The following is a 14,845-nucleotide window of genomic DNA, read 5'->3' on the forward strand; positions in this document are numbered from 1 at the left end:
CTTCGAGCCGGTCATGGCCGGGATCCGGATCCGTCGCCGCGGGCGTGGTCGGCCCCGCACCCGACCCGGAAGGGTCCTGTGCGACAAGGCCTACTCCAACCGGGCCATCCGGGCTCACCTGCGACGACGCCGCATCACCGCGACCATCCCGGAACCCTCCGATCAAGTGAAGAACCGGCTCCGCCGTGGCCGCAGCGGAGGCCGGCCGCCAGCTTTCGACGCCGAGAGCTACAAGCAGCGCAACGTCGTCGAGCGTGCGATCAACAAGCTCAAAGGCCACCGCGCCGTGGCCACTCGCTACGACAAGCGCGACTACATGTTCCGCGGAACCATCGACGTTGCATCGATCCGGATCTGGCTACGCGACCCTGTTCCATGATCCACGGGACAGGCTCTAATCGATTTGCTTAGTGAGCGCCAACTCATTATCTTCGGCGACCATGGCCACGAGGACGCGTCGAGCAGGCAGGATGGCGCCGGAGCAGCGTCGTGCGGCCATCATCGCGGCCAGCCTGCCACTGGTGCTCGAGCACGGCCTGGACGTCTCCACGCGCCAGCTCGCCGACGCCGCAGGCGTCGCCGAGGGCACCTTGTTCCGGGTCTTCCCTGACAAGGAGGCCCTGCTGTGGGCGGTGGTCGGCGCTGCCATGGATCCCGACGACACCCTGCGTGAACTCAAGTCCGTCGATCGCGGGCTGGTACTGCGGCAGCGGCTCGTGGCGTGCGTCGAGGTCATGCAGGGCCGGCTGTCCGGTGTGTTCAACCTGCTCGATGCCCTCCGGCTCAAGGGCCCGCCGCCCGAGCACGTCCGGTCGGCCCAGCACCGCAACAACGACGAGATCAACAGCGAGTTCCATGCCGCGATCGTCGACCTGATCGGACCCGACACCGACCAGCTGCGGGTGCCTGCCGCCCAGCTGGCCCACATCATGCGGCTCCTGGTCTTCTCCGCCACCCACCCGCACATCTCCGACGGGCACCCGCTCACGGCCACGGAGATCGTGTCGGTCCTGCTCGACGGACTGGCGAGCCACCCCGAACTGCCACCACCCGGCACGCGGCCCAACGGTCGGGCGCCCCACCCACCCACCGAGGACTGACCCATGCTCGTCCGCCTGCTGCGCACCTACCTGCAGCCGTTCACCCGCCCGTTGCTGATCGTCGTGGTGCTGCAGCTGATCGGCACCATGGCGTCGCTGTACCTGCCCAGCCTCAACGCCGACATCATCGACCAGGGCATCGCCAAGGGCGACACGGGCTACATCCTGGGTGCCGGCGGCTGGATGCTGCTGGTGACGCTGCTGCAGATCGCCTGCTCGATCGTCGCCGTCTACTTCGGCGCCCGCTCGTCGATGGGGTTCGGCCGCGACCTGCGCTCGGCGATCTTCCACCGCGTCGGCGAGTTCTCCGCGCGCGAGGTCAACAAGTTCGGCGCCCCGTCGCTGATCACCCGCACCACCAACGACGTGCAGCAGGTGCAGATCCTCGTGCTGACCTCGGCCACGATGCTCGTGGCCGCGCCGATCATGTGCGTCGGCGGCGTGATCATGGCGCTGCGCGAGGACGTGGGGCTGTCCTGGCTGATGGTCGTCGCGGTGCCGGTGTTGATCATCGCCATCGGCCTGGTGATCGTGCGCATGGTCCCGCAGTTCCGCAAGCTGCAGGTCCGCATCGACACGATCAACCGCGTGCTGCGCGAGCAGATCACGGGCATCCGGGTGGTGCGGGCGTTCGTCCGCGAACCGCAGGAGACGGCGCGGTTCGACGAGGCCAACGTCGCCGTCACCGCGGTCGCCACCAACGCGGGCCGGCTGCAGGCGCTGATCTTCCCGATCGTCATGCTCGTGCTCAACGTCTCCAGCGTCGCGGTCCTGTGGTTCGGCGCGCACCGCATCGACGCCGGCGAGATGCAGATCGGCGCGCTCACCGCGTTCCTGGCCTACCTGCTGCAGATCCTCATGGCGGTCATGATGGCCACCTTCATGGCGATCATGATCCCGCGCGCCGCGGTCTGCGCCGACCGGATCGCCGAGGTGCTCGACACCGAGTCGTCGGTGGACGTGCCGGCCGCCCCGGTCACGCCACTGCACCGCCAGGGCCTGCTCCAGTTCGACGACGTGACGTTCCAGTACCCCGGGGCGGCGGCACCGGTGCTGTGCAACATCGCCTTCACCGCGCGGCCCGGGCAGACCACGGCCATCATCGGCAGCACCGGGGCCGGGAAGACGACGCTGATGTCGATGGTGCCGCGCCTGTTCGACGCCACCAGCGGCACCGTCTCCGTCGACGGCGTCGACGTGCGTCGGCTCGACCCCGAGGACCTGTGGAGCCGCATCGGGCTGGTGCCGCAGAAGCCCTTCCTGTTCTCCGGCACCGTGGCCAGCAACCTGCGCTACGGCAACCCGGACGCCACCGACGAGCAGCTCTGGCACGCGCTGGAGATCGCGCAGGGCAAGGACTTCGTCCAGGCCATGGCCGAGGGGCTGGAGTCGCCGATCTCCCAGGGCGGCACCAACGTCTCCGGCGGGCAGCGCCAGCGGCTCGCCATCGCCAGGGCGCTGGTGCGCCAACCCGAGATATACCTGTTCGACGACTCGTTCTCCGCGCTCGACCTGGCCACCGACGCCCGGCTGCGCGCCGCGCTCAAGCCGGTCACCGCGAACGCGACCGTGGTGATCGTCGCCCAGCGCGTGTCCACCATCGCCGACGCCGACCAGATCATCGTGCTCGACGGCGGGCTCGTCGTCGGCATCGGCCGCCACGACGAGCTGCTGGCCGCGTGCCCGACCTACGTCGAGATCGTCGAGTCCCAGCTCAGTGCAGAGGAAGCAGCAGCATGACCGAGTCCGGACCCACGAGCGGATCCACCGCCGTCGTCCCCGGCGACAACGGCGGTGCCCCGAAGCAGGACAGCGAGACCGTCAAGGCGGCACGGGGGATGGCCGTCGCGCGCCGCAGCAGCGGGCAGGGCGGCCCCTGGGCCGGGATGGGACAGCCCGCGGAGAAGGCGTCCAACTTCGGCCCGTCGGCCAGGCGGCTGGTGCAGCGGCTGGCGCCCGAGCGGCTCGGCGTGATCGTCGTGGTCGTGCTGGGCGTCATCAGCGTGGCGCTGAACGTGCTGGGCCCGAAGATCCTCGGCGGGGCCACCGACCTGATCTTCTCGGGCGTCATCGGGCGGCAGCTCCCGCCCGGGGTCACGGCCGAGCAGGCGGCGGCGGGTGCCCGCGCCGCGGGCAACGACGCGATCGCCAACATCATCCTGGCCCAGCACGTGATCCCCGGGATGGGCATCGACTTCGCGGCCGTCGCCGGGGTGTTGCTGCTGGTCATCGGCGTCTACGTGGCGTCATCGGTGTTCGCTTGGCTGCAGAGCTACCTGCTCAACGGCATCGTCCAGCGCACGGTCTACCACCTGCGCCGCGACGTCGAGGACAAGATGAACCGGCTGCCGCTGCGCTACTTCGACGGCCAGCAGCGCGGTGAGGTGCTCTCCCGCGTCACCAACGACATCGACAACGTCTCGCAGAGCCTGCAGCAGACGATGAGCCAGCTGCTCACCTCGGTGCTGTCGGTGATCGGCGTGCTGCTGATGATGCTGCTGGTCTCGCCGCTGCTGTCGATCATCGCGATCGTGACGATCCCGGTGTCGCTGTGGATGACCAAGGCGATCGCGAAACGGTCGCAGAAGCAGTTCGTGGCCCAGTGGCGTCACACCGGCGCACTGAACGGCCAGATCGAGGAGGCGTTCACCGGGCACGAGCTGGTGCGCGTGTTCGGTCGCCGCGGCGAGGTCGAGAAGAGCTTCGAGGACAAGAACGAGGAGCTCTACCAGGCGAGCTTCCGGGCGCAGTTCGTGTCCGGCATCATCATGCCGTCGATGATGTTCATCGGGAACCTCAACTACGTGGCCGTGGCCGTGTTCGGCGGGCTGCGGGTGGCCTCGGGTGCGCTCAGCCTCGGTGACGTCCAGGCGTTCATCCAGTACTCGCGCCAGTTCACCCAGCCGCTGACGCAGGCGGCGTCGCTGGCCAACCTGCTGCAGTCGGGCATCGCCTCGGCGGAGCGGGTGTTCGAGCTGCTCGACGCGCCGGAGCAGAGCCCCGACCCGGAGGTCCCGGCGGTGCGCACCGACCGCCGCGGCCGCGTCCGCTTCGAGCACGTGGCGTTCCGGTACCTGCCCGAGACGCCGTTGATCAACGACCTGTCGCTGACCGCGGAGCCCGGGCAGACCGTCGCCATCGTCGGCCCGACCGGTGCCGGCAAGACCACGCTCGTGAACCTGATCCTGCGGTTCTACGAGCTCGACGGCGGCCGGATCACCCTCGACGGGGTCGACATCGCGAAGATGGACCGCGCCGACCTGCGCTCCGGGATCGGCATGGTGCTGCAGGACACGTGGCTGTTCGGCGGCACGATCCGCGACAACATCGCCTACGGCAACCCCGAAGCCACCTCGGAGCAGGTGCTCGCGGCGGCCAGGGCCACCTACGTCGACCGATTCGTGCGCAGCCTGCCCGACGGCTACGACACGGTGATCGACGAGGAGGGCAGCAACGTCAGCGCGGGGGAGAAGCAGCTCATCACGATCGCGCGCGCATTCCTCGCCGACCCGTCGCTGCTGATCCTCGACGAGGCCACCAGCTCGGTGGACACCCGCACCGAGGTGCTGGTGCAGCGGGCCATGGCGGCGCTGCGTTCGGATCGCACCAGCTTCGTGATCGCGCACCGGCTCTCCACGATCCGGGACGCCAACCTGATCCTCGTCATGGAGTCCGGCGACATCGTGGAACAGGGCACCCACGAGGAGCTCCTCGCCGCCCAGGGCGCCTACTACCGGCTCTACAACTCCCAGTTCGCCGCGGCCGGAGCGGGATCGGAGTAGCCGCCCATCCCGCTGTGAGCGCTTGCTGACAACGGCGCCCGTTCTGCTCCCCCGAGCACTACCGTCACCCGGAAGGGTGAAGGTGGGCTCGGGGGAGCGTGCACGTGACCGTTCTGGACGACCCGTCGTCGGCACCGCTGGTCGGCTTCGGCCTCGCCGACCCGCTGCTGCGGGAGCTGGACCTGGAGATCGAGCAGATCGACGGTGCACTGCCGCGGGAGCTCAGCGGCACGCTCTACCGGATCGGGCCGGGGAAGCTGCAGGTCGGCGCCACGATGCTGGACAACATCCTCGACGGCGACGGCATGGTCTCGCGGTTCACGCTCGACGGCGGCCGGGCGCACTTCCGCAACCGCTACGTGCGCACGCCGCAGTTCCGCCACGGGCAGCGCTCCAGCCGGATCGTCCACCGCGGGCTCGGCACGATGCGTCCCGGGGGCCGGCTGGCGAACCTGCTGCGGATGCCCACCAACGTCGCCAACACCGGTGTCGTGCGCCACGGTGGGGAGCTGCTGGCGCTGTGGGAGCTGGGCCGACCGCACCGCCTCGACCTCGACACCCTCGAGACGCTGGGAACGGAGGACTTCGGCGGCACGCTGAAGTGGATCGGCGCGTTCTCGGCGCACCCGAAGACCGACCCGCGCACCGGCGAGATGTTCAACTTCGGGCTGGACCTGCTCCCGCGCCCGCAGATCCGCTGCTACCGCACCGACCGGGCCGGACGGACGCGCCAGGTCGCGAGGGTGCCCCTGCTGGACCTGCCGTGGAACCACGACATGGCACTCACCGACACCCACCTGGTCTTCGTCCTCGACCCGATCCTGCCCGACATCCGCAAGCTGGTGCTGTCGAGCTGCTCCTACCTCGAGGCGCTGAGCTACCGGCCCCGCCGGGGCACCCGGTTCCTGCTGGTGCCCCGCGCCGGTGGCAGGCCCCGGATCGTGGAGCACGAGGCGCTGCTGCACTTCCACCTCGGCAACGCGTTCGACGACGGTGGCGACGTGGTCGTGGACCTGGTGCACTTCGGGCCCGACTGGCACCGGGTCACCCGGGCCCTCGGCCACATCCGCGAGCACGAGACGTTGCCCGACAGCAGGCTGATGCGCTACCGGATCACGCCCGGCGGCCGGGTCGTCGAGCAGGAGCTGCTGGCCGTCCCGTCGGAGTTCCCCCAGCTCGACCCGCGGCGCACCGGCCGCAGCAACCGCTTCGGCTACCTCGCCGGCCGGGTCGAGGGGCCGCACTACGACGCCATCATGAAGATCGACAACGGGTCCGGGCGCAGCACCGCGCACCGGATGCCGGGCCACAGCTTCGGCGAGGCGCTGTTCGTGCCGCGCTCGGGCGATACGGCCGAGGACGACGGCTGGCTGCTGGCGATGGCGATCGATCAGCGGGAACGGCGCACGAAGCTCGTGGTGCTCGACGCGCGCGACCTGGAGCGTGAGCCGATGGCGGTGCTGCACCTGCCCTTCACGGTGCCGCTGGGGTTCCACGGCCTGTTCACCCGCCGGGTGGCCGCGACTGCCGGGCGCGGTGCTGCAGCGAGCGTCAGCGAGGCCGGCGGGGGGTGAGCAGCACGGGGCAGGGCGCGTGCTGCATGGCGCTGAGCGCCACCAGCCCGAGCCGGCCTGCCGGTTCGGTGCGGGCGCCACCGACGACGAGCAGGTCGGCGTCGAGCAGCTCGTTGACCAGCTCGTGCGGGCGCACGCGCAGCAGCCGGGTGGAGATGCCGGTGGCCGTGGCTCCCGCAAGGCCTGCCAGGTACTCGCGTCCCGACTGCAGCAGCGCGAGCCCGCGGCCCACGGCGTCGTCGAGGCCGACGCTGCGCTCCCCGAACGAGAGCGGCACGCCGTGCACCAGCTCCAGTGACGCGCCCAGCGCGGTGGCGCACGCGACGGCCTCGGTCAGCACCGTCTCGTCGTCGGTGAGGTCGTTGATGGCGGCCACGACGCGCATACCGTGTCGCTCGTGCAGCGCCGTGCGGCGCAGCAGCACCGAGCTGCCGGCCGCGCTCAGCGCGCCAAGCTGCATCGCGACCTCGGGCCAGGCATCGCCGTGCGGGCCGCCGTCGAGCAGCGCGTCGGGGACCGCTGGCGTGCGCACGAGCTCGTAGCCGACGTCGCCGCACCACGCCGCGACCCAGCCCGGGTTCGGGGCCTCGGGGCGATCGACCAGCACGACGCGGCCGAGCCGTTCGAGGTGCTGCGGGTCGTCGCTGGTCGGACGAGCGAGCGCGGAGCTGCCGAAGCCCATGACTGTTTCCCTTTCGCGGGGATCCCCGGCCCGACAGCGTGCCCCGTCCGAAAGGCGAGGGCAAGGCTGTCGGAGGCTGTTCACCCGGACCCGGGGGATCGGACGCGTGACTGTTACACGCCGTCATCTCGCCGCTACACCGGGGGTGGGTTTCCCAGCTCAGGGTGGTGGGCTGGGGGCGAGCCCATCAGATGACGTGCAGTTCCGGACGCGTCGCCGCCGCGGCGAACCGCCCGGCATCGAGCGGGGTGATGTCGACGAACGGCTCGGCGCCCAGCACGAGGTCGCGCAGGACCTCGCCCACAGCGGGCCCCATCAGGAACCCGTGCCCGGAGAAGCCGGTGGCGTAGAGGAACCGGCTCACCGACGGTGCCTCACCGATCAGGGCGTTGTGATCGGGGGTCATCTCGTAGAGCCCGGCCCAGCGGCTCGCGACCCCGACGTCGAGCAGCCGCGGCGCCCGGCGCTCGATCATCGCGCCGAGCCGGGGGAACCAGGCGTCATCGAGCGCCACGTCGAACCCGGGTTGCTCATCGGGATCGGACAACCCGACGAGCAACCCGGCGCCCTCGCGGTGGAAGTAGAAGGTGCTGCTGAGGTCCAGCGTCATCGGCAGGTCGGCGGGCAGGTCCGGCACGGGCTCGGTGACGACGATCTGGCGGCGCAGCGGTGTGACGGGCAGCTCGACGCCGACCCAGCCGCCCACCTCACGGGCCCAGGCACCGCTGGTGCAGATCACGGTGTCGGTCGCGATCGGCCCGGCGTCGGTCTCGACGGCCACGATCTCGCCGCCCGTCACCCGGATGCCGGTGGCCGCGCGGCCGGTGTGCAGGTGGGCCCCGCGGCGCCGGGCGGCGCTCGCGTAGCCCAGCACCACGGCCTCCGGCGTGCAGTGCCCGTCGGTGGGCGAGTACGCGGCAGCCAGCAGCCCGGTGGGGTCGATCAGCGGCGAGAGCCGCTGCGCCTCGTCGGGCGCGAGCATGCGGCTGGGTACGCCCAGCCTGTTCTGCAGGACCACGGCATGCTCGAACGCCGCGACGCTCCCGGGGGTGTCGAGCAGGAACAGGTAGCCGACCCGGTGCAGGTCGATCTCCCCGCCGGGCCGGTGGCCGAACCGCCCGAACGCCTCCAGGCTGCGCTTGCCGAGCGCGATGTTGACGCTGTCGGAGAACTGGGCCCGCACCCCGCCTGCGGCCTTGCACGTGGAGCCCGAGCCCAGCGCGTCGCGCTCCAGCAGCACGACGTCGGGCACGCCGGCCTCGGCGAGGTGGAAGGCGGCGCTCACGCCCATGACACCGCCGCCGATGATGACCACGCCGGCCCGCTCGTCCCGCACTCCGATGCCCCCTCGGCGTCGCCTCCGGCCAGCGTGGCAGACGGCGGGTCATGATGGCGGCATGGTTTCGCGCAGGGTCTCCGATGTCACCACCCCCGATCTCGTCGAGCTCGACGCCACCGAGCTGTCCGGGCTGATCGAGCGACGCGAGGTGTCGTGCGTGGAGGTCAACACGGCGTTCCTCGACCGCATCGACGCGGTGAACCCGCAGGTGAACGCCATCGTCGGGCTGCGCGAACGCGACGATGTGCTCGCCGAGGCCCACACCAGCGACGCGCGGCTGGCGCGGGGCGAGCGGGCCGGCTGGCTGCACGGGCTGCCGGTCGCGGTGAAGGACCTCTCCGAGGCGGCCGGGCTGGTCTGGACGGCGGGCTCGCCGCTGCACCGCGACCGCATCGGTGTCACCGACGAGCTGCACGTGCGGCGGATGCGCGCGGCGGGCGCGATCATCATCGGCAAGACCACCACGCCCGAGTTCGGGTTCGGCTCCCAGACCTACAACCCGGTGTGGGGCACCACGGTCAACCCGTACGACCGCACGCGCACGGTCGGCGGGAGCAGCGGCGGGGCGGCTGCGGCGCTGGCGACCCGGATGCTGCCGGTGGCCGACGGCAGCGACTACATGGGGTCGCTGCGCAACCCCTCGGCGTTCTGCAACGTGCTGGGACTGCGGCCCTCGGTCGGCCGGGTGCCCGGCCCCGGCTTCGTCGCGCAGCTGGGTGAGGTCGGGCCGATGGGGCGCAGCGTCGACGACGTGGCGGCGCTGCTTGCCGTCCTGGCCGGACCCGATCCCGGCTCGCCGCTGGGGCGCACCGACGATCCGGCGCGGTTCGCCGGGCCCCTCGACGCCGACGTGCGCGGGCTGCGCGTCGCGTGGGTCGGTGACCTCGACGGCCATCTCGCCACCGAGCCGGGGGTGCTCGAGCTCGGGCGGGCGGCCGCGGGGGTGTTCGAGAGCCTCGGGGCCGTGGTCGAGGAGGCGGTGCCGGCCGTCGACTTCGCGCAGCTGTGGCAGACGATGCTGGTGTGGCGGTGGTGGAACGCGCTGGCGCTGGAACCGCTGCTCGCCGACCGGGCCGCGCTCAAGCCCGAGATCGTCTGGGAGATCGAGAACGGGCTGCGGCTGACCGGGCTCGACATCCACCGGGCGATGACCGCGCGCGAGGAGTGGTTCGTGCAGGTCCGGGCCTTCTTCGACCGGTTCGACGCCGTGCTCGCGCCGAGCACACAGGTGTTCCCGTTCACCGCCACGACGCCGTGGCCCGCCGAGGTGGGCGGGCGACCGATGGACAGCTACCACCGCTGGATGGAGACGGTGTCGCCGTGGTCGCTCGCCGGCACGCCCGCGCTCGGGATGCCGGCCGGGTTCGACCCGCGCGGGCTGCCCACCGGGGTGCAGCTGATCGGACGGCCGGGGGCCGATCTCGACGTCCTGCGGTGGGGCAAGGCGTACGAGACCGCGACGCGGTGGGTGCACCGGGTGCCGCCACCCCGTCCCGTCGATCCGCGATCCGACTCCGGTGAGTGATCATCCGGGAGCACCGGGTCGACACGTGACGGCACTCACGTGTGGCCCACGTCGGAGCCCCGATCGCGTGGTCTCGGGGCCGGGGACGATGGCGGCGTGAGCCGAGAACGGACGAGGGGCCAGAATCGGGGCGTGACAGGCGGTAAGCAACTCGGAAACGACAACGTGCAGAGCGCTGGACGTGGGGGTCGCGTGACGTTGGGAACCAGTTCGCTGACGCGGCCGTGGCGGGCCGTCCGGTCGAGGATCATCGCTCTGATCGCGCGCCGGGCGTTCAGTGGCGGGGGTGGCGGGGGGCTGTCGTCGGCGAAGCTGTCGCTGCTGCCCGACTCGGCGCTCATGCCGCTCAAGCGCGACGGGCTGGTGCCGGTGGCGGAGCTGGCCGAGCACCGCGAACGCGGCGGTGTGGAGCGGATCAAGCTGCCGCTTGGCGTCCGGGCCTGGCTGATCACCGGGTACGAGGAGGCCAAGGCCGTGCTGGGGGGCACCGCTGCCTTCAGCAACGACTTCCGTCAGCTCGCGGGCGTCGCCGGGTTCGACGCGGACCAGGACCCGGGTGGACTGGGGTTCAGCGACCCGCCGCAGCACACGCGGCTGCGTCGCGTGCTCACCCCGGAGTTCACCGGCAGGCGGCTCTCGCGGCTGGCGCCGCGGATCGAGGGGATCGTCACCGAGACGATCGACGCGCTCGTCACCGCCACCGAGCCGGTGGATCTGGTGGCCGCGTTCGCGCTACCGATCCCGTCACTGTCGATCTGCGAGCTGCTCGGCGTGCCCTACGCCGACCGTGAGGACTTCCAGCGGCTCTCGACCGCCCGTTTCGACATGCTGGAGGGTGCCGAGGCGTCACTGGCCGCGGTGAACGACTCGCTGCCCTACCTGCGCGGGATCGTCGAGGCGCAGCGCAGGGAACCGGGGGAGGGCCTGCTGGGCAGGCTCGTGCGCGACCACGGCGACGAGTTCACCGACCAGGAGCTCGCCGGCCTGGCCGACGGCCTGCTCACCGGCGGGCTGGAGACCACCACGAGCATGCTGGCACTGGGCACCGTGCTGCTCCTGCAGGACCCCGCGGCGATGGCACTGCTGCGCGACGAGGAGAGCGCCACCAACGGTGCCGTCGACAAGTTCGTGGAGGAGCTGCTGCGCTACCTGACCGTGGTGCAGGTGGCGTTCCCGCGCTTCGCGCGCGAGGACATCGAGATCGGCGGCACGCTCATCGAGCGGGGCGACGTCGTCGTCTGCTCGCTGACCGGCGCCAATCGCGACGCCCGGCTGGGCGCGGACATGGAGACCTTCGACCCGCACCGCGGCTCGGTGCACCACGTCGCCTTCGGCTTCGGGATCCACCGCTGCGTCGGCGCCGAGCTGGCGAAGATCGAGCTGCGCGCTGCCTTCCCGGCACTGGTGCGCCGCTTCCCGGACATGAAGCTCGCGGTCGCCCCCGAGGAGTTGAGCTACCGCAAGCGCTCCATCGTCCATGGGATCGACAGGCTCCCCATCGACCTGGGCGCACCCGCCGACCTGGGCTGAACAGCCCAGCGCTGTGACTCCGTTCGGTAGTCATGACCATGCCCCTATTGGCCCATTAGGGGACTCCATAGGGGGAATGAGGGCGGTTCCCGGCCCCGGCTTGATCGAATACGGCGACTTCCCCCTACGCCGAATGGCGGCACCGCTCTAGCTTTCGCTCACGGCCCCGGGCTCCCCAACCGGGTCGCTCCCCATGAGAGAAACCGGAGTTCCCCCTTGTCCGAGGATCTGCTCGCCTTCGTCCGCGAGCTGCAGAACAACAGCGAGCTGCACAACGTCTTCCTGCAGCAGCCGACCGCGATCCTGAACGAGTACGACCTGAGCCACGTCGACGCGCAGTACGTGCTGAACCTCGTCGGCGGCGGCGCGCCGATCAGCGTCGACGCCGGCCATCTCCAGCTGGCCGACGGCGACGGTGGCGTGCTGTCGGGGCTGGGCGCGGTCGCCCACGCCGGCCCGGTGTCGGCCGCGGCCGTGCTTCCCGACCACCTGGCGGGCGCACCGGACCTCACCGCCTTCGGCCTGGGCGACACGCTGTCGGGCCTCACCGGCTCGACCAGCTCGTTCGGCTCGGCCGACGGGCTGCTGCACGCCTCGCAGATCAGCACCGTCGAGCACAGCGTCAGCAGCCTGACCAGTGTCGGGCACGGGTTCGGTGACTCGTCGGCCACCGGGTGGCTCGACAGCTTCACCTCCCACGAGGAGACCACCACCCACCACCACCAGCAGTCCGGCGCGCACCACGCGGACGACACCGCCGCGGCTCCCGCACACGGCCTGCTCGACGGTGCACTGCTGCACCTCGCTCTCTGAGCGAACCCCGCACGAACGCTCCCCAGTGACGCGGCCCCGCACCGGACTCCGGTGCGGGGCCGCCGCGCATTCCGCGCCGCCTCGCTCACCCTGCTGACGTCCGGCGCGCGGTGCTCGACGGGGTCGCCGGTGACCACCAACGGTGATCGCCCGACCGCGTCATGTTACCAGTCGGTGGGCGCTGCGCCGCAGGTCACAGGGGGTGTCGAGGGAAGGCGACGCGCCGTGGAGGTGGCCCGGATCGCCGGATCGCCGGTGCTGGTCGCCGACCGCGGCGTCGAACGGACGCCTCGCTGCGACGGCCCGTTGCACCGTCCGGCGCAGGACACGCACCGCCCACCGTCCGTCGCATCCAGCCGCGTCCTGAGCGCAGCCCGGCCCACCCGCCGAAGAAGTTCGCCGCCGGCGGGTAGCGTGCCACGCCAGGACATGCGACCGCCGCCGCTCCCCAGCAGGCCAGTTCCCCCGCGCGGCATCCTGCCCGGGGGCAAGGGCGTGGTCGCATCGACTCGCTCGAGAGGACCTACTGGTGGCCGACAGGATGTTCGCGTCCGAGGATGATTCGGCGATCGCCGGCCGCCTCGAACCGAACGGTCGCAGGGACCCGGCTGCCCGGCAGTCGTCGGATGCCCTCGACGACGTGCAGGGCGGTGTCGCCCGCAGGCTGCAGGGCCGGCTCGACCGGCACCTCTGGCTGCTCGACCGCATGCAGTCCGATCCGCTGATCTCGGAGCCGCCCGGTCTGGCCGAGCTCCTCGAGATCGGGCGGCGGATGCGCCGCGACACCGAGAGCCTGCTGCTGCTCAGCGGCCAGGAACCGGGCGTCCGCAGCGGCCGATCGCGACGGTTGGCCGATGTGCTCGGTGATGCGGCTGCTGCCGCGGAGGAATCGCGCCGCGTCGACGTCCGCACCCCGGCCGGCGGTGGCATCTCCCCGGCGGCGGCCACCGAGCTCCTGCACGTCGTGGCCGAGCTCATCGACCACGTCACGGCCGTGTACCCCGGCGCCCGCGTCGATGTCTCCACCCGTGCCGAGGCGCCGTCGGGGATCGCGGTGGAGATCCGCGCCGAGGGTGCGGGCCGGTACGACCCCGAGGGCCTCGGCGGCAGGCGGGCACTCGAGGCCGCCCAACGGCTCGCCGGGCGGTCCCGCAGCGGGCTCGGCCTGCAGCTGCCCGACGTCACCACCGGGCTCGTCGCCAGCATCCACGTTCCCGGTGCGGTCGTCGTGCCGGACGAGCCGGAACGCAGCCTGCCATGGGCCGGCGGCGCGTCGGCCCAGGAGTCCGCTCGCGCGCTCGCCGGCAGCAACGGCGCCGGTACCAACGGTGCGCTGCACAGCAACGGCAGCAACGGCACCCCGGCCGCCGACAGCCCGGCCAGCAGCCAGGCCGGCAGCAGCCCGGCCACCGCCACCGCCAACGGCAGCTCGGCCAACGGTTTCCCGTTCAACGGCCAGAACAACGTCGGCGGGTTCGGCAGCGGCGGCCCCCAGCCCGGCGCGAACGGTGGTCGCTCACCGGCGCTGCCGTCGCGGCCGGCCGCGTACCAGCCCAGCACCCCACCTCCGCTGCAGCATTCGCAGCCGGTGCCGTTGCAGCACTCGCAGCCCACCCCGCTCCAGCATTCCCAGCCCACCCCGCTGCAGCACTCGCAGCCGGTGCCCCTGCAACATTCCCGGCCGGTGCCCCTGCAGCACTCCCAGCCGGTGCCGCTGCAGCACTCCCAGCCGCTGCCCCTGCCGTCGTTGCCCCAGTCGGTGCCACCACCGCTGCCCGCGCTGCGCCCGCGCCCGTCGACCCCGTCACCACGCACGGAGTCATCGGTGTCCGCGTCGCCGCTGGGTGACGCGCTGCTCGCCGAGAACCGTGGTACCGAGAACCGTCGCGCCGGGAGCCGTCGGTCCGCGGTGGACGCCCGCGGCGCCGGCCCGGCGTGGGCGGGCTCGTCGCGTGGCGAGCAGTCCCCGGTCGACGAGCTGTTCGGGCCGTTGCTGGACCTGGCCCACGACCCGTCCGAGGAGGTCGTGGCCACCCCGATCTTCGAGGCCATCGCGTCGGCGTGGTTCCGGGAGGACGCGGCACTGCCGCCGGCGCGGTCCGGGGGCGGCCGCGCGTCCGATCCGCTGGGGTCCGATCCGCTGGGGTCCGATCCGCTGGGGTCCGGCGCGATGGGTCCGCTGGACTGGGAGACCCCGAGCGACGTCGAGTGGCGGGAGGCGGCCGCGCGCGCCGCCCGTCCCGAGCCGACTCCGCAGACCGCGGGTGGTGGTCTCCCGCGTCGCCGACCGGGCACGCAGCTGGTGCCGCCGCCGCGAGCTCGCAGCTCGCAGCCCGAGGCCGGCCCGGCGGAGCGCGTTCCCGATCGCATCCGGGATCGGCTCAGCACCTACCAGCGCGGGTTGCGTGAGGGCCGCCACCGCGCGGAGCCGCCCAAGGAGCAGCCGCGACCGGAGCGCGACGCGTTCGACCCCGAAGCCTGGTGATTCCGGTCCCGGGGC

The 14,845-nt window shown here is 72.0% G+C and carries 11 protein-coding genes; 9 read left to right on the top strand and 2 right to left on the bottom strand.

The features are described from left to right. Positions 1-13 precede the first annotated feature (13 nt). The 5 genes from ACFPFQ_RS29105 to ACFPFQ_RS29125 all read left to right on the top strand — a co-directional run bounded on the left by ACFPFQ_RS29105 (position 14) and on the right by ACFPFQ_RS29125 (position 6,456). Positions 14-379 (top strand): transposase, encoded by a 366-nt coding sequence (locus tag ACFPFQ_RS29105; protein ID WP_417715044.1) that lies wholly within the window; start codon positions 14-16, stop codon positions 377-379. A 91-nt stretch (positions 380-470) separates the two neighbouring features. Beyond that, positions 471-1,100: a TetR/AcrR family transcriptional regulator gene (locus ACFPFQ_RS29110; protein ID WP_379624475.1), complete on the top strand. Its 630-nt coding sequence runs from the start codon at positions 471-473 to the stop codon at positions 1,098-1,100. A gap of 3 nt (positions 1,101-1,103) precedes the next feature. Further along, positions 1,104-2,840, top strand: a complete 1,737-nt coding sequence (locus tag ACFPFQ_RS29115) for an ABC transporter ATP-binding protein (protein WP_379624477.1) — start codon at positions 1,104-1,106, stop codon at positions 2,838-2,840. A gap of 98 nt (positions 2,841-2,938) precedes the next feature. Further along, positions 2,939-4,882 (top strand): ABC transporter ATP-binding protein, encoded by a 1,944-nt coding sequence (locus ACFPFQ_RS29120; RefSeq protein ID WP_379625465.1) that lies wholly within the window; start codon positions 2,939-2,941, stop codon positions 4,880-4,882. A 104-nt stretch (positions 4,883-4,986) separates the two neighbouring features. Next, positions 4,987-6,456, top strand: a complete 1,470-nt coding sequence (locus ACFPFQ_RS29125; protein ID WP_379624479.1) for a carotenoid oxygenase family protein — start codon at positions 4,987-4,989, stop codon at positions 6,454-6,456. Here ACFPFQ_RS29125 and ACFPFQ_RS29130 read toward each other — a convergent pair. Beyond that, positions 6,434-7,138, bottom strand: coding sequence for a universal stress protein (locus tag ACFPFQ_RS29130; RefSeq protein ID WP_379624481.1), 705 nt, complete (start codon positions 7,136-7,138; stop codon positions 6,434-6,436). The two genes, ACFPFQ_RS29125 and ACFPFQ_RS29130, sit on opposite strands and share 23 nt — an antisense overlap. Before the next feature lie 187 nt (positions 7,139-7,325). After that, positions 7,326-8,474 (bottom strand): NAD(P)/FAD-dependent oxidoreductase, encoded by a 1,149-nt coding sequence (locus ACFPFQ_RS29135; protein ID WP_379624483.1) that lies wholly within the window; start codon positions 8,472-8,474, stop codon positions 7,326-7,328. A 61-nt stretch (positions 8,475-8,535) separates the two neighbouring features. Here ACFPFQ_RS29135 and ACFPFQ_RS29140 point away from each other — a divergent pair, with 61 nt between their 5' ends. From ACFPFQ_RS29140 to ACFPFQ_RS29155, 4 genes are all read left to right on the top strand, one after another. Beyond that, positions 8,536-10,002 carry an amidase gene (locus ACFPFQ_RS29140; RefSeq protein WP_379624485.1) on the top strand — a complete coding sequence of 489 codons (1,467 nt, stop codon included), beginning with the start codon at positions 8,536-8,538 and terminating at the stop codon, positions 10,000-10,002. A 246-nt stretch (positions 10,003-10,248) separates the two neighbouring features. Beyond that, the gene (locus ACFPFQ_RS29145; protein ID WP_379625467.1) at positions 10,249-11,532 is read left to right on the top strand and encodes a cytochrome P450; all 1,284 of its coding nucleotides are present in this window, start codon (positions 10,249-10,251) and stop codon (positions 11,530-11,532) included. 216 nt (positions 11,533-11,748) lie between these two features. Next, positions 11,749-12,345, top strand: coding sequence for a hypothetical protein (locus ACFPFQ_RS29150; RefSeq protein WP_379624487.1), 597 nt, complete (start codon positions 11,749-11,751; stop codon positions 12,343-12,345). Between the two features lie 529 nt (positions 12,346-12,874). Continuing rightward, complete coding sequence (locus ACFPFQ_RS29155; RefSeq protein ID WP_379624489.1) at positions 12,875-14,830, top strand: hypothetical protein; 1,956 nt, start codon at positions 12,875-12,877, stop codon at positions 14,828-14,830. Positions 14,831-14,845 lie beyond the last annotated feature (15 nt).

It is taken from the genome of Pseudonocardia sp. GCM10023141 (genome assembly GCF_042653605.1).

Bases quoted from the DNA above. Each gene is read 5' to 3' on its own strand.
- ACFPFQ_RS29105 (WP_417715044.1), top strand. From the start codon at position 14: ATGGCCGGGATCCGGATCCGTCGCCGCGGGCGTGGTCGGCCCCGCACC.
- ACFPFQ_RS29110 (WP_379624475.1), top strand. From the start codon at position 471: ATGGCGCCGGAGCAGCGTCGTGCGGCCATCATCGCGGCCAGCCTGCCA.
- ACFPFQ_RS29115 (WP_379624477.1), top strand. From the start codon at position 1,104: ATGCTCGTCCGCCTGCTGCGCACCTACCTGCAGCCGTTCACCCGCCCG.
- ACFPFQ_RS29120 (WP_379625465.1), top strand. From the start codon at position 2,939: ATGGCCGTCGCGCGCCGCAGCAGCGGGCAGGGCGGCCCCTGGGCCGGG.
- ACFPFQ_RS29130 (WP_379624481.1), bottom strand. From the start codon at position 7,138: ATGGGCTTCGGCAGCTCCGCGCTCGCTCGTCCGACCAGCGACGACCCG.
- ACFPFQ_RS29140 (WP_379624485.1), top strand. From the start codon at position 8,536: ATGGTTTCGCGCAGGGTCTCCGATGTCACCACCCCCGATCTCGTCGAG.